The following is a 22,160-nucleotide window of genomic DNA, read 5'->3' as shown; positions in this document are numbered from 1 at the left end:
CGGTGTCAGCGGGCCGGGGCAGTCGGCGAGTCGGGACGGTGTCAGCGGCCCCGGCGGTCGGCGAGTCGGGACGGTGATCGGGCCGGGCCGGTCGGCAGGCCCGGGGGTCGGCGAGTCAGCGGGCCGGGGCGTCGTCCGCCGTACCGGTCTCCGCTCCACCCGTGACCAGGTCGACCCAGGCGCGGGCCAGCACACGGTGGCCGAACGGCGTGGGGTGCACACCGTCCCCGGCGATATGAGCGGCGCCGCCCGCGCTCCTGGCGGCCGCGTTGAGCAGTCCGTCGGCCGCCAGGAGCGCGGCGTCGAACTCCTCGGCGAGCCTGCGCACCACATGGATCCGGGGGTCCAGGTCCTCCCGCCAGGCCCACTGCTCGGCGTGCACCGGGACCAGGAAGGGTTCGATGAGGAGGAGCCGGGCTCCGCTGGTCTCCCTGATCCGCGTCAGGATGTGGCGGTAGTCGTCCTCGTACGCCTCGGCGGTCGTGACGCGGCCCTCGTCGTACCGGCGCCAGGTGTCATTGACCCCGACCAGGACGGACAGCAGATCGGGGGCGAGCGCGACACCGTCCTCGTGCCAGCGGGCGCGCAGGTCGGCGACGCGGTCTCCGCCGATGCCACGGTTGATGAAGGTGAAATCGCTGTCGGGGTGGGCCGACCGCAGCAGTTCGGCGCTCATTCCGGCGTAGCCGTGGCCGAGTTCGTCCGTGGGATGTACCACGCGGTCCGCGTCGGTGATGCTGTCGCCCTGGAAGAGGACGGTCGCGCGGCTGGGCAGCTGAAAAGGCACAGGGACTCCGTGTGAAAGCGGCGGATACAGGCGGATACAGAGGACCGGCCCCGGGCGGAACGGGGTCCACAGAAACGTACTACCGCAGCCGCCCGCCGATCGAGCCCTGCCACAGAAATCAGGGAGTAATTCGCCCTGCCCGAAGGCCGGAAGAGAATCAAGAAGGGGGAGGGAGAACAAGAACAGGAGAGCGCCGTAGAAGAATTCCCGAACGCACCGAGCGCGGTGCGGAATGGCAGGCTTCGCGGGATCCGGAAGGCTCCCTCATGGGCCTGCTCATACGCTCAGGCGCTGATCACCTGTCTCAGAAGACGAACGGCCCGGGCGACTGCGCGGTCGTGGCGTTGCAGCTGACCGCCACGCCGAAGATGGTCATCGACAGCGCGGTGCCGCCGGTGTACGAGTCGAGGCTGTCGCCCGCGGCGACCGTCCCGGTCAGCGGGCCGATGGTGACGGACGACCCGGCCGGGAGGTCCGGGTTCTTCGTGCCGGAGAACACGGTGGTGCCGCTGCCGTTCTTCGCGAGGGTGAGGGTCGCGGCCATGGAGTCCTGGTCGACGTGGACGGGGGTGGTCACCGCGGAGGTCAGCGTGATCGTCGCCGCCGTACCGCTCTGGGTGGCGGTCAGCGTGGCCGAACCGCCGCCCCAGACACCGCAGTCGTAGGTCGCTGTCGCCGTCTGCGGCGTCACCGCGGACGCCGACGAGGTGAAGCCGAGGCCCACCACCGCCGCCGCTCCCACAGCGACCGCCGCGCGCAGGGCGGCTCTGCTGCTTCTGCTTCCGTGCCTCATAAGTCCTTCTTCCTTCCGATTGGTTGGCCTTTCAGGTGGACCGATACCCGCCCCTTTTCGCCTCCGGGTGATCGCCCATTTCCCGCAGCTGCCGCGATCATTCACCGAAGGGAATTGCGTTCATCTGACGGGCCGTCGGATGCCGTTGTTCATTGATGCGCGAGCGGCAAGTGATTACAAGAGACACGGCCTTGATTCTTAACGGCCCCTGCCACTCCGTGGAACCAGAACAAGCCACAATTCCGCCGGCACCGGCGATCACCTTCCCGACCGGACGGCCCGGAGCGGTCGCGGGCGGTCGGGGGGCGGTCCGGAGAGCGGTCGGGGGAGATCAGAGCCGGTCCGGAGCAGCTCTGGCCTCCCCCGGGAGCGCCGTCCGGGAGCGCCGTCCGGTGGCGGATCCCGGCCGCTGCCGCCCATTCCCCCAGGTCCAGGCATCACCGCAGGTCAAAGCAGGTGGCGTAACAAGGGCGAAATATTCTGGACGTAGCTTGGGCGACCGGTGGTGAGTGACACCACCGGCCCGGCCACGGCATACGGGAGAACGGGAGCGGCGTCCATGGAACACACGACGGACACCTCGGCGGCCTCTTCCGAGCCCTCCCCCGCCCGGCGCGCCGACCGGGCCCGCAATGTCGCCGAGGTGCTGCGCCAGCAGGCCGCCGCAGGCCTGTACCCCACGGGTTTCCTGCCCGATGAGCGCCTGCTGTCGAAGGACTTCGCCGTCTCCCGCAACACGGTCCGCCAGGCCCTGCTGATCCTGCGGGACGAGGGCCTTGTCGAGCGCCGGCGAGGTGTGGGAACGGTCCTGCTCAACCGCAAGCACTCCCATCCGCTGGAACGGCTGGCCGGGCTGGCCGAGACGCTGAAGTCGCACGGCACGGTCGACAACGAGGTCAGGGCCCGCGGAACGGTCGTCCCGCCGGCGCAGGTCGCGCGCCGTCTGTCCGTGCCGGACGGCGAACCGGTGGTCCGGCTCGAACGTCTGCGACGGCTGGACGGGAGGCCGCTGTCCCTGGACCTCACCTATCTGCCGGCCGACATCGGGCTGCCGCTGCTCGACCTCGACCTGGAGAACCAGGACGTGTTCGCGCTGATCGAGCAGTCCTGCGGGCAGCGGCTGGGCGCCGCCGAGGTGACGGTCCAGGCCGTGAACGCGGATCCGCACACCGCCCGGATCCTGGCAGCGCCCGTGGGGACCGCCCTGTTCGCGGTGGAGCGCCTCAGCAGGCTCGCGGACGGGCGGCCGGTGGACCTGGAGTTCCTCTCCGTACGCGGCGACCGGCTCACGCTCCAGGCCGATCTGCACCGCACCGGAACAGCCACCGGCTGACCCGCACCGCGCCTCGCCCGCCCTCCGTACCAGCCGCCGGGACGCTGCTCCGGCTGTCCTTTTCACCTGTCCGCTCTCACCTGTCCGCTCTCACCTGTCCGCCGCGATGTCGGGTGTCCGCCGCGATGTCGGCTGCCCGCTCCGCTTCCCCTGTCAGCCCGCTCTCAGCTGTCCGCTCCGCCGCGGGTGCTTGCCGCGCCCGCCGACCAGGAGGGTCCTTTGCCCCGTCGCCCGGCCGTTCCAGAGCCTGTCCGGCCCCAGCCCCGTCCCCCTGCGGCCCGTACGCCCGGCCGTCGCACGGCCGGACCGCGCGCCACCGTCGTCGTCATGTGCCTGTGCGTCACCCTGGTGGTGGGCATGGTCTCTGCGGTCAATCTGGCGATTCCCTCCCTGTCGGCCGGCTCGCTGCACCCGTCCGCGGCTGCCGTTCTCTGGGTGGTCGACGGCTATGTGGCGGTCTTCGCCTGTCTGGTCGTGCCCGCGGGTGCGGTCGCCGACCGGATGGGCCGCAAGGGGGTGCTCCTCACCGGCCTGGCCCTGTTCACCCTCGGCTGTGTCCTGGCCGCGGCGGCACCCGATGTGGGCGTACTGATCGCAGGGCGGATGCTCAGCGGTGTGGGGGCCGCCGCCGTCCTGCCCACCACCCTGGCCCTCATGGTCACCGGCGCTCCCGACGGCCGTCGGTCGCATCTCATCGCCCTGTGGGCAGCCATGACCGGGCTGGCCGCAGTGCTCGGAAACGTCGGCGGCGGTGCGGCGATCCAGAGCGGATCCTGGCGGTCGCTGTTCCTGTACGCCGCCCCGCTGGCCGTCGTGGCCCTGCTGCTGGCCGCGCTCGTCGCTCCCGCGCCGCCCCGGCTCACCCGTCCGGTCGGCCCGGTCAGTGCTCTGCTGCTGACCCTCGGTTTCCTGGCCCTGCTGTTCGCCATCGTCTCCGGGCCCGAACAGGGCTGGGGCAGCGCTCAGGTCCTGGGCGCCTTCGCCGCCGCGGTCCTCCTGCTGACCCTGTGGACCGTCCATGAGCTGCACGAGGAGCACCCGCTCCTCGATCCGCGGCTGCTGGCGGGCCCGGCCGTGCGGGCCGGCGCCGTGGGCATGGTGTCCGTCTTCCTCGGGATGTTCGGCCTGTTCTATCTGAACGGTCAGTACCTCCAGTACGTGAAGGGCTACTCCGCCCTCGGCGCCGGGGTCCGCCTGCTGCCCATGGCCGCCGCCCTGCTGCTGGCCCCCCGGTGCGCGACGGCGCTCCGGCACCTGCTGCGGGGCCGCACAGTCATCAGCCTCGGGCTGCTCGTCCTGGCGGGCGGCCTGTGCACCGTCTCGCAGGTCGGCCCCGACACCCCCTATCCGGTGTACGCGCTGGGGGCGGGGCTGACCGCGGCCGGGTGCGGGCTGGCGACGCCACTGCTCTCCGAGACGCTGATGTCGGCCCTGCCGCCGGACCGGGCAGGGCTCGGCTCGGGGCTGCAGAGCCTGACCCGCGAGCTGGGCAGCGCGCTCGGAGTGGCCCTCACCGGCACCCTGATCACCGCGGGTTTCACCGCCAGACTGCCTGCCGTACTGCGGGGCCCCGGCGCACCCACCACCGTGGCCGCCGCCGAGAGCAGGACCGGCCCCGAGCTGCACCGGGCCGTGATCACCGCCTTCACCGACTCGCTCAGCACCAGCATGCTGGTGCTGGCCGGGCTGGTCCTCGCCGCGGGCGCTCTCGTCCTCATCTGGCTGCCGGTGGAGTCGCACGGACGGACCTGAGACCCGGGCGATGAGTTCCGGTGCGCGCGAGAGTCTGAACAGACGCAGAAGCGGATACGACGACGACCGCAGGAGAACCTCATGCCCCGGATCACCCCGAATCTCTGGTTCGACACCGAGAGCGAGGAGGCAGCCGAGTTCTATGTGTCGGTGTTCCCCCGCTCGGAGATCAGGAACATCACGTACTACACACCGGCCGGACCCCAGCCCGCGGGCACGGTGCTGACCGTCGACTTCGTCCTGGACGGCCAGGAGTACATCGCGATCAACGGCGGCCCCCAGTTCACCTTCAACGAGGCCATCTCGCTGATGGTCGACTGCGCCGACCAGGACGAGATCGACTACTACTGGGCCAAGCTGAGCGAGGGCGGCCAGGAAGGCCCGTGCGGCTGGCTCAAGGACAAGTACGGCGTGTCCTGGCAGGTCGTGCCCGGCGGGATGCAGGACATCCTCAACGACCCGGATCCGTCCCGCGGCGAGCGGGCGATGAAGGCCGTGTTCGGTATGAAGAAGCTCGACCTGGCCGCGATCCGCGCCGCCGCCGACGGGGCCTAGAGGCTTCCCGGCGGCACCGCGTCACGCCGCTGCGCCGATCTGAAGCGCTGCTGGTAGGTCCGCGGAGACACCCCGAGACGCGAGACGAACGCCCTCCGCAAGGTCTCCGCACTGCGGTATCCGGCCCGCCCCGCCGCCTCGCCCACCGTGTGGCCGGCGTCCAGCGCGCGTTTCGCGGTGTCGAAGCGCACCGACTCGACGTAGCGCGCGGGCGTGGTGCCGAGTTCCTCGCGGAAGAGCCTGGTCAGATGGCGCGGGCTCAGGGCCGCCCGCGCCGCGAGTTCCGCGATGGAGTGTCCGGCGGCCGGATCGGCCAGCACCGCGTCGAAGACCGCACGCAGCGCCGACGTCTGCGGCCGGGGCCCCTGGAGTGCCGGTGAGAACTGCGACTGGTCACCGGGCCGTTGCAGGAACACGACCAGCGACCGGGCCACCTGCCGCGCCATGTCCTCCCCGTGGTCGTCCTCCAGCAGCGCCAGTGCCAGATCGATCCCGGCCGTGACACCGGCCGAGCTGAACGTCGTGCCGTCCCTCACGAAGATGGCATCGGGTTCGACATCGATCGCGGGATAGGCGCTGCGGAGCAGCTCGGTGTGGCGCCAGTGCGTGGTGGCGCGGTGTCCGTCCAACAGGCCGGCCTCGGCCAGGATGAAGGCTCCCGTACAGATCGAGCAGACCCGGCCGGAACGGGCGGCCAGCGCGGCGACCGCGTCACGCAGCGGGTGGCTGATCGGGTACGTCGGAAGCGCGTCCCCGCCCATGACCAGCAGGGTGTCGTAGCCCAGGCCGCTCCGGGCGGCGTCGGCGTCCACGGGGATCCGCATCCCCGTGGACGAGATCACTTCGGCGCCGCCCACCGCGCACAGCTCCAGCGCGTAGTCGGCTCCCAGCTGGTTCGCTTCGCTGAAGACCTCGCTGGGCCCGGCGACGTCGAGGAGTTTCACCCCGTCGAAGACGACGACCCCCACCCGGTGCGGGCGGTGGCTCCCGACGATGGTCATGGGGGCTCCTCGGAGGGATGTGCGTCCGGATTCGTGCGGAGTGTGGCCGGTCACGGGGAGCGCGGCACCCCGGGCCGACCCCACGCTATAGGTACCGAGGCAACCGGCCGAGACCGATGGAGACCACCATGACCGAGACGATCGCGGGAATCGCCGTTCCCGGCACCGCACTGGCCCGCGAGGCCACCGAGCTGGTCCGGGAGGCCGCCGGGCCGCTGCTCTTCGACCACTCACGGCGGGTGTTCCTCTTCGGCTCCCTCAAGGGGATGCGGCGCGGGCTCTCCCTCGATCCGGAACTGCTCTATGTGGGGGCGATGTTCCACGATCTGGGGCTGACCGAGCGCTACCGCCGTACCGACCAGCGATTCGAGGTCGACGGGGCCGATCTCGCCCGGGACTTCCTGCTGGAGCACGGCCGGAGCGAGGCGGAGGCCCGCGCGGTGTGGCTGTCCATCGCCCTGCACACCACCCCGGGGATCCCCGAGCATCTCGAACCGGAGATCGCGCTGGTCACCGCGGGGGTGGAGACGGATGTGCTCGGTCTCGGCCTGGACGAGATCACCGCCGGGCAGATCGCGGCGGTCACCGGTGCCCACCACAGGCCCGACTTCAAGCAGCGCATCCTGCGGGCCTTCACGGACGGGATGAAGGACCGCCCCGACACCACGTTCGGCACCATGAACGACGATGTGCTCGCCCACTTCGTACCGGGCTTCACCCGGGAGGACTTCGTGGACATCATCCTGAACTCCGCCTGGCCCGAGTAGTGCCCGGCCCGCCGTCCCGGAGTCCGGCATGGCCTGAACCCGCCCGTAATCTGGCCATCATGAGCGGTGAGAGAGACCTGCGGAAACTGCTGAACGGGATGCGTCCGGAACTCAACGCGGGGTGCTACGTCTTCGCGACGGTCCCGCCGTCGGCGCCGGTTCCTCCGGGTGTGGCCCCCGTGGTCACGGTCCTTGAACGGGAGGGCCGCACGCTGGTCGTTCCGCGGGAGGAGGCCGACGCGGCCGGGCTGGCGTACGACTACACGGCGGCGTGGATCACTCTGCGCGTCCACTCGGCGCTGGCGGCCGTGGGGCTGACCGCCGCGGTGGCGCGGGAGCTCGCCGGGCACGGGCTGAGCTGCAATGTGGTGGCCGGTTTCCACCACGACCATCTCTTCGTGCCGCTGGAGCGGGCCGACGAAGCGGTCGCGCTGCTCACGGAGCTGGCCGGGCGCTCCGCCTGACACACCGCCTGACGCACCGCCCCAGGCGGCTCCTGCCTGACGCACCGCCGCAGCCGCTCCCCTGCGTGACGCGCCCGCAGCCGGTCTCCCCCGCCCGGCGCAGACCGCGCCGGGCGGGGGCAGCTGGTCTCAGACGCCCGGCGGACGCCGGTAGGAGCGGCCGGGGCCGCGCGCCATCGAGTAGCCGGCGACGCCTGCGAGCGCGCCCAGGACTCCGCCGCCCACGGTCCAGATCCAGCGGTCGGACCACCAGCCGGACGACCAGCCGTCCTCCGGTTCGGCGGCGGTACCGGCGGGCGCCGCGGAGTCGGAGGTGTCCGAGCCGGACGAGGTGTCCGAGCCGGAAGCCGATGGGTCGGTGGACGGAGTGTCCGAGGGGTCCGGCGCTGTGACCGCGGTCAGCGGGGATGCCAGCTTGCCGTCCACAGCGTGGGCTCCGCCGCTGTCGGACGCTGTGGCCACCACATCGGCCTGCACCGGTAGCCCCAGGTCCTCCTGTGGAAGGTCGAGGACCGTCAGCCTGATGTAGTAACTGCCCGGCAGCGGGTCGTTGGCCCAGGGCTCCGCCCAGGACCTGACCGCACGCAGATGGCAGGTCAGGGTGACGGACGCGGCATCCGCTGCCGCCTCCCGGGTCTGGCTTCCGTAACGGCACGACTGCCGCCTGCGCAGCCCGTCGTAGACGTCGAGCTGCCAGGTCGATGCGCCGTGCCGTGCCGAGGCTTCCGGCAGCTTCACCGTGGCGTCGACCGTGGCCGACTGGCCAGCGTCGGCGGGAAAGACCCAGTACAGATAGTCGCCCGTCGAGGCGCTCGCGGTGGCGTGCTGGTCCTGCTTGATGGCGGTCGCCGTACGGAAGTCGGTGCCGGCCTGGGACGGAGCGCCGCTGCCGTCCGCCGACGAGGACGCGGACGGGGATGGCGTCAGGGTGTCGGCCCCGGCGGCACCGGCCCCGCCGAGGAGAGCCAGGCCGGCCAGGACGGTGAGCGGGAGTACCCGGTTGATGCGCATCAGTTGGTCCTCCCGGCGAAGCGCAGGCGTGAAATCCAGCCCCACAGCACGCCCGAGACCAGGCCGGTGAGTACGAGGACTCCGAGCAGCCACCAGCCGCGGCCGAGTCCGAAGGCGGCCACATCGGCGGCGTCGTCGGGCGCGTCCACCACGGCGATGTTCAGTTCGACGGGCAGACCGGGTGTGGTCTTGACCGAGGACGGCGCCGAGAAGGAGTTGCTGACCTGGAGGCAGACGGTCTCCGCCGCGGTCTGTGCGTCGTCCGAGTCGACGGACGGCTTCGGATAGCGCAGGCCGGTGGAGATGGCATCGGTGCGCCCGGTGCCCGACTCCTGCCCGCGTACGATCTCCCGCCCGTGGACGGTCAGCGCCCGCAGCAGCACGCCGTAGTCGTTGTTGACGGCACGGTCGGCGGCGACACTGACGGAGGCGCGCAGTTCCTGGCCGGGGCGGACGTCCACCCGGTACCAGCGGTGCTCGGCGAACTTCTCCCGGTCGCTGTAGAGACCGGCCTTGAGCTGCGGGGCGTTCGTGCAGCTGTCCGTACCCTCGGTGGCCACGGGTGTGGTGACCGGGTCGGCGGCGCGGTCCACCAACTGCGTGACGCGCCCGGAGAGTTCGTTGGTGTGACGTACGGAGGTGTAGGTGCCGCCAGTGGCCTCGGCGATGCAGGTGAGCTGCTTGCGGGTCTTGGCGTCGGGCACCAGGCCCAGTGTGTCGATGACGAGGTGGATGCCCTGGGCCGCGATGTCGCGCGCCACGACGCACGGGTCGAGCGGCGCGCAGGTGTCCTCCCCGTCGCTGATGAGGACGATACGGCGGGTGGCTTCGCCGCCCTTGAGGTCGCGGGCCGCCGCCTGGAGGGCGGGGCCGATGGGGGTCCATCCGGTGGGCGCGAGCGTGGCCACCGCGGTCTTGGCCTCGGTACGGTCGAGCTGTCCGACCGGGTAGAGCTGACGGGTGTCCTTGCACCCGGTCCTGCGGTCGTCACCTGGGTAGTTGGCACCCAGCGTGCGTATGCCCAGCTGCACCTGCTCGGGCACACCGTCGAGTACTTCGTTGAACGCCTGCTTGGCCGCTGTCATCCGCGAGCCGCCGTCGATGTCCCGCGTCCGCATCGAGCCACTGACGTCGAGCACCAACTCGACCTTGGGCGATGGCTTGTCGGATGGTTCATCGGCCGCGGAGGCGCCGGTGGGGAAGGTTCCGACGACCAGGGCAGCCAGGAGGGTGCACACCCCGGCCGCCAGCCGTTTTCTCATGATCATCACCGGATCGTACGGAGCCCGCCCCCATATCTCCAAAACGGTTCCCGGGGCGGGGAGTTCGGGCCGCCCGGGCCGGGCGGGACCTGGTCCGGACGAGGCCCCAGGACACCGGTACGGGGCGGTTACGCCAGGACGAGCACGGCGGCCGTGGCCGCGCCGAGTGCGGCGCCCGCGAGCGTCTGTGCGACGGAGTGGTAGGCAAGCGCGACCCGGGACCAGCAGACGGCGGCCACCAGCGCGTATCCGGCGATCCACCACGGCGCGTGGACGGCGGCCAGCATCGCGACGACCGCCGACGCCACGGCCGCGTCCACACTGATCTTCCATACGGTGTTGACCGCCAGCAGGACGACGGTCATGGCCCAGAGGGCGAGCATGGCCAGCAGCACACCCCGGGGCGCACCGCCCGCGGTCATCAGGGCCGCGCCCGTCCCGACCGATCCGAGGATGACGAGGAAGATCGGAGCCCGCTGCCTGCGGTCGACGACATGCCGGTCGCCCCACGTGCCGCGCCGGCGCTCCCACTCGATGAACGCCGCCGGTACCAGCCCCGCGCACACGGCGCCGAGCAGACCCCAGAGGATTCCTGTCCAGTCCCCCGCCGCCGCGACGCCGATACCGGTCATCCCCGCCAGCAGGACGTTGCGTGGCTGGAGTACGTCGGTCACGGCACGGGCCACGGCCTCGCCGCTCGTACGGTCCCTCACGGCGTCGGTGCCGGTACCGGCGTCGGTCTCCATGGACCCGCACGATACCGGCGAACCGGGCAGCGGCCGCTCCCGGCTGCGGCGGCGGGCTCAGCCTGGCCGGTGTGCGATGACGCCGAACATGGTGACCGACATGTGCAGGGCGCCGCGCTCGGCGGCTTCGGTGAGGTCCGCGTACAGCTGGTCGCGCTGCTGCTCCGAGATCAGTTCCCGCCGTACCGCCGTCTCACCGAGCATCCGGATGAGGGGCCAGCTGACCTTCCGGTGGTCCTGGATGAGCGCCTGGGAGCCGAGGTCGTCGATCTCCAGCCCCACGGCGGCCAGTTGGCCGGTCAGCCTGCGCCCGGCGCGCGGGTTGGCCGCCGTCGTCAGGGCGCCGCCGGTGAGGGCCGCCACCACCTCCGGGTCACCGGGGTGCAGAATCGTGGTGGCCCAGTCGGTGTCGATGAGGGCGACGCGCCCACCCGGCCGCAGTACTCGCGCGATCTCCGCCGCCGCCCGTTCGGGTTCGGTCAGGTGCTGGAAGACCCGCTCGCACCAGACGACATCGGTACCGGCGTCCCGCAGCGGGAGCGCGCAGGCATCACCGGGTACGAAGCGGGCGCCGCTCCGCGCTTCAGCCGCGCGGTGCGCGGCGACCGCCCGCAGCCCCGGGTTCGGTTCCACTCCGGTCGCCGAGCCGCCGTCGCCCACCGACGCCGCGAGTACCTGGGTCTCCGAGCCGGTCCCGGCCCCGATGTCGAGCGCGTGCTCGCCGGGGCGTACGCCCAGCGCCCGGTGCGCCCATTCCCGCAGCCGGCGCACACCGGCGCTCGCCGCCTGTACGTCCAGTGCGCCGACCAGCCGGTCGGTGGCCGCGGGTGTGATGTTCTCCGAGTGGAACGCCGATGTCGGCCGTGAATCCCCCATACCGCCACTCTAGGACGTACCGGCCGGGCGGCGCCGTACCCGGGCCGAAACACCCCCCGCGGGCACCTGTCCCGGGGCTTCAGCAGGCGGACTCTCCGCAGGCCCGCGAAGATGGGCTGTGCCAGGCAGCGGTCAGGACGCGATTCACACGTGGCGTCACCCGTCTCACGGGGCAGGCGGGGAGGGGACGACCGTGCAGACCTGAGAAGGGACGAACACCGTGGGACGACCCAGGATTCTCGTAGTGGGCGCAGGCTTCGCCGGAGTGGGGTGCGTACGCCGTCTGGAGCGGCAGCTCGCCCCGGGAGAGGCGGAGATCGCACTGGTGGCGCCGTTCTCCTACCAGCTCTATCTGCCGTTGCTGCCCCAGGTCGCTTCCGGCGTCCTCACCCCGCAGTCGGTCGCCGTTTCGCTGCGCCGAAGCCAGAAGCACCGCACCCGGATCATTCCCGGCGGGGCCATCGGGGTGGACACCAAGGCGAAGGTCTGCGTGATCCGCAAGATCACCGGCGAGATCGTCAACGAGCGCTACGACCAGATCGTGCTGTCCCCGGGCAGCATCACCCGTACGTTCGACATCCCGGGGCTCGTCGACAACGCCCGCGGGATGAAGACGCTCGCCGAGGCCGCGTACATCCGCGACCATGTGATCGCCCAGCTGGACCTGGCGGACGCCAGCCACGACGAGGCGGAGCGGGCGTCCCGGCTCCAGTTCGTGGTGGTCGGCGGCGGCTACGCGGGCACCGAGACGGCCGCCTGCCTGCAACGCCTCACGACGAACGCCGTGAAGCACTACCCGCACATCGATCCGAAGCTGGTCAAGTGGCATCTGATCGACATCGCCCCGAAGCTGATGCCCGAGCTGGGCGACAAGCTCGGGAACAGCGCGCTGAAGATCCTCCGCGAGCGCGGCATCGAGGTCTCTCTCGGGGTGTCGATCGCCGAGGCAGGCGCGGACAAGGTGACGTTCACGGACGGCCGGGTACTCCCGTGCCGCACGCTGATCTGGACGGCGGGTGTCGCGGCGAGTCCGCTGATCGGCACGCTGGGCGCCGAGACGGTACGCGGACGCCTGGCGGTGACGCCCGAGATGAATGTGCCGGGGCTCGACGGGGTCTACGCCCTCGGCGACGCCGCCGCCGTACCGGACCTCGCCAAGGGGGACGGCGCGGTCTGCCCGCCCACCGCACAGCACTCGATGCGCCAGGGGCGCAGGCTCGCGGACAACATCGTCGCGTCGCTGCGCCACCAGCCGCTCCAGCCTTATGTGCACAAGGACCTGGGGCTCGTGGTCGACCTGGGCGGCAGGGACGCCGTCTCGAAGCCGCTCGGCATCGAGCTGCGCGGCCTGTCGGCGCAGGCGGTGGCCCGCGGTTACCACTGGTCGGCGCTGCGTACCAATGTCGCCAAGACCCGGGTGATGACCAACTGGCTGATCAACGCCGTCGCCGGGGACGACTTCGTACGCACCGGTTTCCAGTCGCAGAAGCCCGCCACCCTGCGGGACTTCGAGTACACCGACGCCTATCTCACCCCGGAGCAGGTGCGCGAGCACACCGCATCGATGACGGCCCGCGGCTGACGGGCCCCGCGCCGCCGGCCGCCGTGTCCCCTGCTATGCGTCGTGCTCCGAGTCGTGCCTGGCACGGCTCGGCTGTACGCGTTTGGGCTCACCCGGCATCTTCGGGTACTCGGGCGGATAGGGGAGGTCGCCGAGGCCGCGGTCCCGCTCGTCCCGGTCGGCCAGCTCCAGCAGGGCGTCGAGGGAGAAACGGCGGTCGTCCATGTCCGCGTGCACGTCGCCCAGGTCGGCGTAGCGTTCCCGCATCGAGGCGATGTCGAAGTCGGCGGGGTGCGCGCTGTCGACCTCGTCCCAGCGCAGCGGCGCCGAGACCTGGGCGCGGGGATGGGGGCGGACCGAGTAGGCGGAGGCGATGGTGCGGTCGCGGGCCGTCTGGTTGAAGTCGACGAAGATGCGCTCGCCCCGCTCCTCCTTCCACCAGGCCGTGGTCACCCGGTCCGGCATCCGGCGCTCCAGCTCGCGGCCGCACGCGATGACGGCCCGCCGTACCTCGGTGAAGGTCCACCGGGGCTCGATGGGCACGAAGAGATGGAGGCCGCGGCCGCCGGACGTCTTGGGCCAGCCGTGCAGACCGCCGAAGTCGTCGAGTACGGAGCGCATCTCGTGGGCCGCGCGCACGGAGTCGGCGAAGTCGGTGCCCGGCTGGGGGTCGAGGTCGATCCGCAGCTCGTCCGGGTGGTCCGGGTCCTGGCGGCGCACCGGCCAGGGATGGAAGGTGAAGGTGGCGAACTGCGCGGCCCAGAGCACCGCGGCCGGCTCGGTGGGGCACATCTCGTCCGCGGTACGGCCGCTGGGAAAGGTGATGGTGCCGGTGGGGATCCAGTCCGGGAGGTTCTTCGGCGCGCGCTTCTGGTAGAAGGACTCGCCGTCCAGCCCGTCCGGGTAGCGCTGGAGTGTGGTGGGGCGGTCGCGCAGGGCCCGGGTGATGCCCGCGCCGACCTCGATGTAGTACTGGGCGAGGTCGAGCTTCGTGAAGCCCCGTTCCGGGAAGTAGATCTTGTCGGGACTGGAGAGCCGTACCGTGCGCTCCCCTGCTTCGAGCTCCACTGCTGCACCCATGCGCGTCACGGTAAGCGCAGGGTGCCCACTTCGCATATCGGGCGGATCACGGCGTGCGGCCGCAGAATCCGAGTATGGATCTGCCTGTTCTTCCGCCCGTCAGGCCCATGCTCGCCAAGTCCGTGAAGAAGATCCCGCCCGGTATGCAGTACGAGGGCAAGTGGGACGGATTCCGGGCGATCGTCTTCCGGGACGGCCCGGAGGTCGAGCTGACCAGCCGTACGGGCAAGTCGCTCACCAGGTACTTTCCGGAGCTGGCGGAGGCGCTGCTGGGGAACCTCCCCGAGCGGTGCGTCCTGGACGGCGAGATCGTCATCACCCGCGACGGCCGGCTGGACTTCGACGCGCTCACCGAACGGATCCATCCCGCGGCGTCCCGGGTGAAGCTGCTCGCCGAACGGACCCCCGCGTCGTTCATCGCGTTCGACCTGCTGGCCGTGGGCGACGAGTCGCTGATGGCCACCGAGCAGTCCGTCAGGCGCGAGCGGCTGACCTCGGCACTGGCCGCGGCGGGGCCGCCGGTGCACCTCGCGCCTGCCACGACCGACGCGGCGGTGGCCGACGACTGGTTCCACACGTTCGAGGGCGCGGGTCTCGACGGTGTGGTGGCGAAGCCGCTCGGCCTGCCGTATCTGCCCAACGAGCGCGCGATGTACAAGATCAAGCACGAGCGCACGGCGGATGTCGTCGTGGCGGGCTACCGCCTCCACCGGTCGGGCCCGGTCGTCGGGTCACTGCTCCTCGGCCTGTACGACAGCGGGGGCGTACTCCAGCACGTGGGGGTGTGTGCGGCGTTCGCCATGAAGCGCCGGGCGGAACTCGTCACCGAGCTGGAACCTCTGCGTATGGAGTCGGCCGACGGCCATCCGTGGGCTGCGTGGGCGCAGGAGACGGCGCACGAGACAGCACGGCTGCCGGGAGCGCCCAGTCGCTGGAGCGGCAAGAAGGATCTGTCGTGGATTCCGCTGCGGCCCGAGCGGGTGCTGGAGGTGGCGTACGACCACATGGAGAACGGCGTGCGGTTCCGGCACACCACCCAGTGGCGGCGGTGGCGCCCGGACCGGTCCCCGCTGAGCTGCACGTACGCCCAGCTCGACGAACCGGCCGGCCCCGGTCTCCCGGACATCCTCAACGCCTGAACGCCTGCGGCGCCGCCCACGTGTGCGATGCCCGTCGCAGGTAATTGCAGGCGCCGCTTACTTGCAGGCGCGTTATGGTTGTCCGCGCGGAGGCACAGGCACCCGGGTCGACGACCGTCCAGGTGGCTCCCGCCCGAGGAGGTACCGATGACCGCGACGGACCCGGCGATGACCGCCCTGAGCCAGAGCTGGTGTGCCCTCTCGCTGCTGCACGGAAGGATCGAGGCACATATCGAGCGCGCCCTCCAGGCCGGCCACGGGCTGAGCGTGCGCGAGTACTCGCTGCTCGACGTCCTGAACCGCCAGCACGACGGCGAGGGCGGCCATCTGCAGATGAAGCAGGTCGCCGACGCGGTGGTGCTCAGCCACTCCGCGACCACCCGGCTCGTCACCAGGCTGGAGGACCGGGGTCTGCTCTCCAGGTATCTCTGCCCCACCGACCGGCGCGGTATCTACACCGATGTCACGGCGGCCGGCGCGCTGCTTCTGACACAGGCACGCCCCACGAATGAAGCGGCTCTGCGTACCGCTCTCGACCGGGCGGCGGCCGATCCGGAGCTGGCCCCGCTCGTCAGGGCGGTCGAGGCTCTGGAGGCGGTGGAGGCCGTAAATTAATTTTCCGCCAGGAAGGAATAACTCCACGATGTGTTGATTTTCCGCGACGCGGACGCCCACCGGGAAAATCTGCCACGCATCGCGGTGCTCAGCGTGCTACTGTCGTTACCAGTTGCAGTTGTGGTTCCCAAAGACTTCAAGTGCTCTCACTGGCTTTCTGTGCCGGTGGGCGCACTTTTGTATTTCCGGTTCATTCCGGACGTGGTAATCATCGCGGCGACGTGGGGTTCGCACAGTGCGGGCCTCCGGGCATTTTGCCCCGAAGGAGAGTTTCACATGGCATCTGGCACCGTTAAGTGGTTCAACGCGGAAAAGGGCTTCGGCTTCATCGAGCAGGAGGGTGGCGGCGCTGACGTCTTCGCCCACTACTCGAACATCGCCGCCCAGGGCTTCCGCGAGCTCCAGGAAGGCCAGAAGGTGACCTTCGACGTCACGCAGGGCCAGAAGGGCCCGCAGGCCGAGAACATCGTTCCCGCCTGACGCATGACACGCAGCTGGGGCCCGCACCTTGGGGTGCGGGCCCCAGCTCGTTGCTTTTTCGGGCTTCGCCCGGTTCCCTGTTACGGTTCCGGAGAGGCCCCGTAACCAGGTGCGCACCGCAGCCCCGCTGGGCAGGGTGCGCGGCCCGTCGCTTCCGCAGGACGGACGAGGGCCCACCTGAACCCTTGTACGCCGGTTGACCAGCCGCCTCTGTTCGGCAGTTTCCGGCCGTTTCGAACTCACCGCCCCGGCTTTTCTCCGATCAGCCCGGCCTTGATTTCGTTCTTCACTTCGGCTCGTTCTTGCGATTCTTCGGCCCATGCATGCTGCCGAGAATTCCTCGATACGTGCCACATCGAGGAAGGATCCGTATGGACCGCACAGCACGTACGAACGACCGTTACTCGCGTACCCGCACCGGTGGTGGCGCCGGTTCCGGCAGGGGCGGCTTCCGCTCCCAGGCGCCGAGCCGCTCGGGCGGCTCGGGACGCTCCGGCGGCCCCAACCGCTCCGGTGGCCGCGGCCGCAAGCCCGCACAGCAGGGCGAATTCGCACTGCCCGTCACGATCACCCCGGCACTGCCCCCGGCGGCCTCGTTCGCCGATATGGAGCTGCCGCCCGAGCTGCTGAAGATGCTCACCAGTCTGGGCATGAACGAGCCGTTCCCGATCCAGTCCGCCACGCTGCCGAACTCGCTGGCCGGCCGGGACGTCCTGGGACGCGGCCGCACCGGATCGGGCAAGACGCTCGCCTTCGGTCTCGGCATGCTCGTGCGTACCGCAGGTCAGCGCGCCCAGCCGCGCCAGCCACTGGCCCTGGTCCTCGTGCCCACCCGCGAGCTGGCCCAGCAGGTCACCGACGCGCTCACCCCGTACGCCAGGTCGCTGCGGCTGCGGCTGGCCACCGTGGTCGGCGGCATGTCGATCGGCAGGCAGGCGAGTGCGCTGCGGGGCGGCGCCGAGATCGTCGTCGCGACGCCCGGCCGGCTCAAGGACCTCATCGAGCGCGGCGACTGCCGGCTCGACCAGGTCAGCATCACGGTGCTGGACGAGGCCGACCAGATGGCCGACATGGGCTTCATGCCGCAGGTCACCGAACTCCTCGACCAGGTGCGCCCGGACGGGCAGCGCATGCTGTTCTCGGCCACCCTGGACCGCAATGTCGACCTGCTGGTCCGCCGCTATCTGCACGACCCGGTCGTCCACTCCGTCGACCCCTCCGCGGGCGCGGTGACCACGATGGAACACCACCTGCTGCACATCCACGGGTCCGACAAGTACGCGACGACCACCGAGATCGCCGCGCGGGACGGCCGGGTCCTGATGTTCCTGGACACCAAGCACGCCGTGGACCAGCTGACCAAGCACCTGCTGAACAGCGGTGTACGGGCCGCAGCGCTGCACGGCGGGAAGTCCCAGCCGCAGCGCACCCGGACCCTGGCGCAGTTCAAGACCGGCCATGTCACCGTGCTGGTGGCGACCAATGTCGCGGCCCGCGGTATCCATGTCGACAACCTCGACCTGGTGGTCAACGTCGACCCGCCCAGCGACCACAAGGACTACCTGCACCGCGGTGGCCGTACGGCAAGGGCCGGCGAGTCCGGCAGCGTCGTCACCCTGGTGCTGCCCAACCAACGGCGTGAGATGAGCCGGCTGATGGCCGACGCCGGTATCACCCCGCAGGTCGCCCAGGTGCGGTCGGGGGAGGCCGAGCTGAGCCGTATCACCGGTGCCCAGGCGCCCTCGGGTGTCCCGGTCACTGTCTCCTCTCCGGTCTCGGAGCGCACCAAGGGCAGCCCCTCGTCGGCCCGTGGCCGGCGCAGCCGCCCCGCCCAGGCCCGCCGCACCGCCGGCGCCCCCCGTGGCCGGTCCGGCAATCCGCCGCAGCAGTCGTCCTCGTACAAGAACGTCGCCTGACGGACGCCCCGTACGGGGTGTCCCGCCGATCGCCGCTCCGCACTCCGCGGGGCGGCGATCGTGCTTTCCCCGTACGGATGCCCCGTACGAAGCGGTACCGGGCAGTCGGGCGGCAGTCGGTGTGTCGTGCCAACCGGTCCCGTCTTGACTTCCGTTCGCCGGGCTCCCTACGGTCGCGGCCGGCACCGGCCCCTATCGAAGAGCAGGAATCCCATGGCCTCGCAACCTCCTCCCGCCGACGGCGGCGCTCGCACGGCGGGACACGACGCGTTCCACCCCGACTTCACAGCCGGTGACGCCGCGAGGGGCCCCGGGCCGCTGCGCTCCAGGCTGCACCACGTGCGCGCCGGGTCCCTCGACGACGGGACCGCGCAGAGCGGCGGTATGCGGCGGTTCGCCGCGATCAGCGGGAAGAGTGTGGGTTCGGAGCGCATCTGGATGGGCGAGACGCATGTCGCCCCGGACACGGCGTCGTCCAACCACCATCACGGAGCGTCGGAGACGGCCATTCATGTCGTCAAGGGGCACCCTGAGTTCGTCTTTCTCGACGATGCCGGCGGGACTCCCGAAGAGGTGCGCATCCGGACCGCGCCGGGTGACTACATCTTCGTACCGCCGTATGTGCCGCACCGGGAGGAGAATCCGAGCCCCGACGAGACCGCTGTCGTCGTCATCGCCCGGAGCACCCAGGAAGCCGTGGTGGTGAACCTTCCCGAGCTGTACGTGCTGGGTGAACCGCCCGCCTGACCGCGGTCCTTCGTCCCGGTGGGGCGGGACACCTGTGGTGTGTCCCGCCCCACCGGACCGTTCCGTGTGCGCCGCCGGTCAGCAGCTGAGGTTGGATCCCGGAGTGGTGCCCAGGATCTGGACGAAGCTCTGGTAGCTGTCGATGCGGCTCTGCACCTGCGCCGGGTTACCGCCGTCGCATTCGATGCTGCCGTTGATGCTGCGGATGGTCTGGCCGAAGCCGGCGCCGTTGACCATGGCGTTGTGCGGGGTCATCGTGCCGGGGCCGGTCTGGGTGTTCCAGTACCAGAGGCCGGTCTTCCAGGCCACGGCCGAATCGGTCTCCACCAGGCTCGGGTTGTTCAGCAGGTCGATGCCCAGCGCGTCGCCCGCCGCCTTGTAGTTGAAGTTCCAGCTGAGCTGGATCGGTCCCCTGCCGTAGTAGGAAGCCTGGCCTGCGGGGCACCCGTAGGGCTGTGACGTGTCGCAGTAGTGGGGGTAGTTGGAGGTGTCCTGCTCGACGACGTAGACGAGACCGCCGGTCTCATGGCTGACGTTCGCGAGGAACGCGGCGGCCTCCTGGCGCTTGACCGTGTCGCTTCCGGTGTTCGCGAAGGCCGGGTAGGCGCTCAGCGCCGCAGTCAGCCCGCTGTAGGTGTAGAAGGAATTGCGGTTCGGGAACATCTGGTTGAACTGCGCCTCGCTGACGACGAAGTCGGAGTCGACGGGCGGCGTGGTGGTGCCGTCGCCGCAGGCACCCTGGTCGGACCAGACGTCTGCGGAGCCGGGGGTCTCGTTCTGGGTCCACCACTGCGCCGACCAGTTGTGTCCGTTGTACGAGGCGACCAGTCCGCCCGTATAGACGGAAGAGGAATTCCAGGCCGCGGCGCACGTCGCGGCCGAGGCCGGCGTCATCGGCAGGAAGACAGCGAATCCGATGGCCGCCACCAGGGCGGTGAGCAGAGCCGTGAGGCGTCGTGACACGTGATCACTCCTTCGCGCGGCCATCGCGACAACGATGTCCGCTTGTGGGGGTGAGGGCACTCAAGCCTGATTGGTCTGGACCTGTCAAGAGTGCGGCCGCATACTGGTGCACAGACCAGGGCGCAGACCGGTGCACAGACCTAGCCGCGGACCGGTGTACGGACCGGGTACGGGCGGGTGTGCCGTGGCGGCGACGGACGTCAGCAGGCGAGGCCGTAGGGTCGGAGCTGTTGTTCCAGCACGGTATGGAGGGTCTGTTGCACGCTGTAGCCACGCCCCTGTTCGACCCCGGAGCGGGCCAGGGGGCACGTCAGTTCGCCGAACTCGGCCTGGCCCTTCTGCTGTCGACCCTCATCGGCGCCGAACGGGCCACCCGGCAGAAGAGCGCCGGGCTGCGCACGCACACTCTGGTCGGCGTGGGCAGCGCGCTGTTCATGGAGGTGTCGCAGCACGGGTTCAACGCGGTCCTCGCGCTGCACAACGTCTCCTTCGACCCGTCACGGGTCGCCGCGCAGGTCGTCTCCGGTATCGGATTCATCGGCGGCGGGCTCATCTTCGTACGCCGGGACGCCGTACGCGGGCTGACCACAGCGGCCACCGTCTGGCTCACCTGTGCCATCGGCATGGCGTGCGGCGGCGGACTGCCGCTCCTGGCGATCGGCGCGACCATGGTCCACTTCCTGGTGGTCCACGGATACTCCTGGGTGACGCGGCGCATCCCGTCGATCGCGACCACGGAGCAGACCCGGCTGCACCTCGCGTACACGATCGGCACCAGTGTGCTGACCAGGATCCTGGAGCGGGCAACGAGCAAGGGGTTCCAGGTCGTTCAGGTGCGGGTGGACCGCGCGGACGACAAGGCGCCGGAGGACACGGAGCTCAGACATGACGAGGCGGGGACGGCCTTCGTCCATATGGACATCGAGGGGACGGGCAGCGTCCATCAGCTGGTCGCGGAACTCTCCGAGTTCGAGGGCGTGCTGAGTGTCTCGTCCATCAAGGGTGAACTCGCCGACTGATCCACATCGCAGGCCGCCGTGGGCGGCTGCTCTCCTGCCGGGCGCGCACAGCGGCCCCGGGCGGTGAGGTCCGGCTCCGCGGATCTCACCGCCCGGGGCCGGGGCCGCCGTGAGCAGCGAGCGAGATGGGTGGGGCTAGAGGTGGGGTAGAGGTGGGGCGCGGGTCAGGACCTGGGCGGGTCGTTCTGGTCGCCGTTCGCCCCGAACCGGTTCTTGAGCTGGTCCTGTCCGGTGTCGACCTGGCTCTTGTACTTGCCGCCGGTCTTCTTGTCGACGGCGTCTCCTGCCTTGTCGACCCCCTTCCCGACCTGGCTTTCGTGGCCCTTCATCATCTGCTTCAGCTTGTCCATCATGGACATGAGTCGTCCTCCTCGCAGCGGTTCCCCCTCCACTCCAGGGTGTGCGCAGTTGGCCGGGTCCGCATCCCGGCCGGGTGCCGGGCGCCGGATCCCCGGCTCCACGGCCGCTTCACGGGGTACGGAGTCCGGGGGCGCGCGCGGGCTTTCGCGGGCCCCGGCGGACCCAGCCGACCATGAGGACCGCGCTGACCGCGGCGAACGCACACCAGGTGGAGACGTACTCCAGCTTCCAGAGCAGAAAGCAGATCAGTGCCCCCGCACCGACGAGCGCACCGAGGAGCCTCAGCAGGGGGTCCGTTGTGAGCAGCAGGGCTCCGACCGTGGCCAGCAGATATCCGGCGATGACGAGCCCGGGAAGCGGCAGGTGGACCACGTATCCGACGGTGTGGCCGCGGACTTCGGCGGTGACCGGACGGACGGCGATACAGACCGCGAGGACAGCGGCCGTGGCGATCCCCGCCACGAGAGGCAGCAGCAGGCGGCGGGGTGCCGGGCTCGGCGCGGCGAGCAGTACGCCACAGGGCACCCAGAGGGCCAGCAGGGGCATGGCGACGACGGCCCATGCCGTGGTGGCCGGGCCGGCGCCGCCCCCGGAGTGCCAGACGGCCGCCTCGATCAGCTGATGCGTACCGAGGAGCAACGGCAGTGCGGCCAGCGGCAGATCCCGCGCCCGGCGCACCTGTGCCAGGCCGACCACGCCGATCGCCGCGATGCCGGAGCCCGCCACCAGGTCGGCCGTCGCACTCCAGCACATGGCGCCTCCTGGCACAGGACCTTCGGAATGGGTGGCGGGCCGGTGCCCTGCTGTCCGGGGCGGCCTCTCATGGCTGCGCTTCGCGGGGTCCGGCCGACAGGGCGAGCGCCAGGGCTCCCGCGGCGCACACCGGTGGCGGGAGCGCCGCCCAGGCCGGTGCCCAGGTCCGGAGCGCGGCGG

General features: G+C 70.7%; 23 protein-coding genes. 12 read left to right on the top strand and 11 right to left on the bottom strand.

Annotated elements, in window-relative coordinates; translation table 11 throughout:
- Positions 1 to 115 precede the first annotated feature (115 nt).
- Positions 116 to 787 (bottom strand): SGNH/GDSL hydrolase family protein, encoded by a 672-nt coding sequence (locus tag G3I19_RS20755; RefSeq protein WP_164265168.1) that lies wholly within the window; start codon positions 785 to 787, stop codon positions 116 to 118.
- A 304-nt stretch (positions 788 to 1,091) separates the two neighbouring features.
- Positions 1,092 to 1,580, bottom strand: a complete 489-nt coding sequence (locus G3I19_RS20750; protein ID WP_164265167.1) for a hypothetical protein — start codon at positions 1,578 to 1,580, stop codon at positions 1,092 to 1,094.
- Positions 1,581 to 2,139: 559 nt separating this feature from the next.
- Here G3I19_RS20750 and G3I19_RS20745 point away from each other — a divergent pair.
- The 3 genes from G3I19_RS20745 to G3I19_RS20735 all read left to right on the top strand — a co-directional run bounded on the left by G3I19_RS20745 (position 2,140) and on the right by G3I19_RS20735 (position 5,220).
- Positions 2,140 to 2,913, top strand: a complete 774-nt coding sequence (locus G3I19_RS20745; RefSeq protein WP_164265166.1) for a GntR family transcriptional regulator — start codon at positions 2,140 to 2,142, stop codon at positions 2,911 to 2,913.
- Positions 2,914 to 3,240: 327 nt separating this feature from the next.
- A complete protein-coding gene (locus G3I19_RS20740; RefSeq protein ID WP_164265165.1) occupies positions 3,241 to 4,665 on the top strand; it encodes an MFS transporter in 1,425 nt (474 codons plus the stop codon).
- 81 nt (positions 4,666 to 4,746) lie between these two features.
- Positions 4,747 to 5,220, top strand: a complete 474-nt coding sequence (locus G3I19_RS20735) for a VOC family protein (protein WP_164265164.1) — start codon at positions 4,747 to 4,749, stop codon at positions 5,218 to 5,220.
- Here the strand turns inward: G3I19_RS20735 and G3I19_RS20730 are convergent.
- Positions 5,217 to 6,221, bottom strand: a complete 1,005-nt coding sequence (locus G3I19_RS20730) for a GlxA family transcriptional regulator (RefSeq protein ID WP_164265163.1) — start codon at positions 6,219 to 6,221, stop codon at positions 5,217 to 5,219. The two genes, G3I19_RS20735 and G3I19_RS20730, sit on opposite strands and share 4 nt — an antisense overlap.
- A gap of 128 nt (positions 6,222 to 6,349) precedes the next feature.
- Between G3I19_RS20730 and G3I19_RS20725 the strand changes: the two genes are divergently transcribed.
- Positions 6,350 to 6,988, top strand: coding sequence for an HD domain-containing protein (locus tag G3I19_RS20725; RefSeq protein ID WP_164265162.1), 639 nt, complete (start codon positions 6,350 to 6,352; stop codon positions 6,986 to 6,988).
- Between the two features lie 59 nt (positions 6,989 to 7,047).
- Entirely contained in the window at positions 7,048 to 7,452 is a 405-nt protein-coding gene (locus G3I19_RS20720) for an ACT domain-containing protein (RefSeq protein WP_164265161.1), read from the top strand.
- 129 nt (positions 7,453 to 7,581) lie between these two features.
- On the opposite strand, the gene G3I19_RS20715 is transcribed toward G3I19_RS20720, so the two are convergent.
- The 4 genes from G3I19_RS20715 to G3I19_RS20700 form a co-directional block, all read right to left on the bottom strand.
- Entirely contained in the window at positions 7,582 to 8,463 is an 882-nt protein-coding gene (locus tag G3I19_RS20715) for a hypothetical protein (protein WP_164265160.1), read from the bottom strand.
- On the bottom strand, positions 8,463 to 9,731 hold the full coding sequence (locus tag G3I19_RS20710; protein WP_164265159.1) for a VWA domain-containing protein: 1,269 nt from the start codon (positions 9,729 to 9,731) through the stop codon (positions 8,463 to 8,465). Before G3I19_RS20710 ends, G3I19_RS20715 begins: the two co-directional genes overlap by 1 nt.
- Positions 9,732 to 9,853: 122 nt before the next feature.
- Positions 9,854 to 10,471: a hypothetical protein gene (locus G3I19_RS20705; RefSeq protein WP_203599817.1), complete on the bottom strand. Its 618-nt coding sequence runs from the start codon at positions 10,469 to 10,471 to the stop codon at positions 9,854 to 9,856.
- A gap of 57 nt (positions 10,472 to 10,528) precedes the next feature.
- A complete protein-coding gene (locus tag G3I19_RS20700) occupies positions 10,529 to 11,347 on the bottom strand; it encodes a methyltransferase domain-containing protein (RefSeq protein ID WP_164265158.1) in 819 nt (272 codons plus the stop codon).
- A 220-nt stretch (positions 11,348 to 11,567) separates the two neighbouring features.
- On the opposite strand from G3I19_RS20700, the gene G3I19_RS20695 reads away from it, so the two are divergent.
- Positions 11,568 to 12,929, top strand: coding sequence for an NAD(P)/FAD-dependent oxidoreductase (locus tag G3I19_RS20695; protein WP_164265157.1), 1,362 nt, complete (start codon positions 11,568 to 11,570; stop codon positions 12,927 to 12,929).
- Positions 12,930 to 12,962: 33 nt separating this feature from the next.
- Here G3I19_RS20695 and ligD read toward each other — a convergent pair whose 3' ends face one another.
- Complete coding sequence (ligD, locus tag G3I19_RS20690) at positions 12,963 to 13,988, bottom strand: non-homologous end-joining DNA ligase (RefSeq protein WP_164265156.1); 1,026 nt, start codon at positions 13,986 to 13,988, stop codon at positions 12,963 to 12,965.
- A 74-nt stretch (positions 13,989 to 14,062) separates the two neighbouring features.
- Here ligD and G3I19_RS20685 point away from each other — a divergent pair, with 74 nt between their 5' ends.
- The 5 genes from G3I19_RS20685 (at position 14,063) to G3I19_RS20665 (ending at position 18,885) form a co-directional block, all read left to right on the top strand.
- Positions 14,063 to 15,127: an ATP-dependent DNA ligase gene (locus G3I19_RS20685; protein WP_164265155.1), complete on the top strand. Its 1,065-nt coding sequence runs from the start codon at positions 14,063 to 14,065 to the stop codon at positions 15,125 to 15,127.
- A 147-nt stretch (positions 15,128 to 15,274) separates the two neighbouring features.
- Complete coding sequence (locus G3I19_RS20680) at positions 15,275 to 15,742, top strand: MarR family transcriptional regulator (protein WP_164265154.1); 468 nt, start codon at positions 15,275 to 15,277, stop codon at positions 15,740 to 15,742.
- Between the two features lie 276 nt (positions 15,743 to 16,018).
- Positions 16,019 to 16,222, top strand: coding sequence for a cold-shock protein (locus G3I19_RS20675; RefSeq protein ID WP_164265153.1), 204 nt, complete (start codon positions 16,019 to 16,021; stop codon positions 16,220 to 16,222).
- A 371-nt stretch (positions 16,223 to 16,593) separates the two neighbouring features.
- Positions 16,594 to 18,138, top strand: coding sequence for a DEAD/DEAH box helicase (locus G3I19_RS20670; protein WP_203599816.1), 1,545 nt, complete (start codon positions 16,594 to 16,596; stop codon positions 18,136 to 18,138).
- Positions 18,139 to 18,351: 213 nt separating this feature from the next.
- Positions 18,352 to 18,885, top strand: coding sequence for a cupin domain-containing protein (locus tag G3I19_RS20665; RefSeq protein ID WP_239074622.1), 534 nt, complete (start codon positions 18,352 to 18,354; stop codon positions 18,883 to 18,885).
- Between the two features lie 78 nt (positions 18,886 to 18,963).
- Here G3I19_RS20665 and G3I19_RS20660 read toward each other — a convergent pair whose 3' ends face one another.
- Positions 18,964 to 19,848 carry a glycoside hydrolase family 19 protein gene (locus G3I19_RS20660; RefSeq protein WP_164265152.1) on the bottom strand — a complete coding sequence of 295 codons (885 nt, stop codon included), beginning with the start codon at positions 19,846 to 19,848 and terminating at the stop codon, positions 18,964 to 18,966.
- A 257-nt stretch (positions 19,849 to 20,105) separates the two neighbouring features.
- Between G3I19_RS20660 and G3I19_RS20655 the strand changes: the two genes are divergently transcribed.
- Positions 20,106 to 20,867, top strand: a complete 762-nt coding sequence (locus G3I19_RS20655) for an MgtC/SapB family protein (protein ID WP_164265151.1) — start codon at positions 20,106 to 20,108, stop codon at positions 20,865 to 20,867.
- Between the two features lie 164 nt (positions 20,868 to 21,031).
- Here the strand turns inward: G3I19_RS20655 and G3I19_RS20650 are convergent, their stop codons facing one another.
- Positions 21,032 to 21,226: an antitoxin gene (locus G3I19_RS20650; RefSeq protein ID WP_164265150.1), complete on the bottom strand. Its 195-nt coding sequence runs from the start codon at positions 21,224 to 21,226 to the stop codon at positions 21,032 to 21,034.
- A gap of 109 nt (positions 21,227 to 21,335) precedes the next feature.
- Positions 21,336 to 21,980 (bottom strand): DUF6629 family protein, encoded by a 645-nt coding sequence (locus tag G3I19_RS20645; RefSeq protein WP_164265149.1) that lies wholly within the window; start codon positions 21,978 to 21,980, stop codon positions 21,336 to 21,338.
- Positions 21,981 to 22,160 lie beyond the last annotated feature (180 nt).

Source organism: Streptomyces sp. SID10853, from assembly GCF_010548145.1.
Lineage (GTDB): Bacteria > Actinomycetota > Actinomycetes > Streptomycetales > Streptomycetaceae > Streptomyces.
Note: the sequence above shows the minus strand (reverse complement) of the source record. Positions and strands in the feature narration are given on the sequence as shown.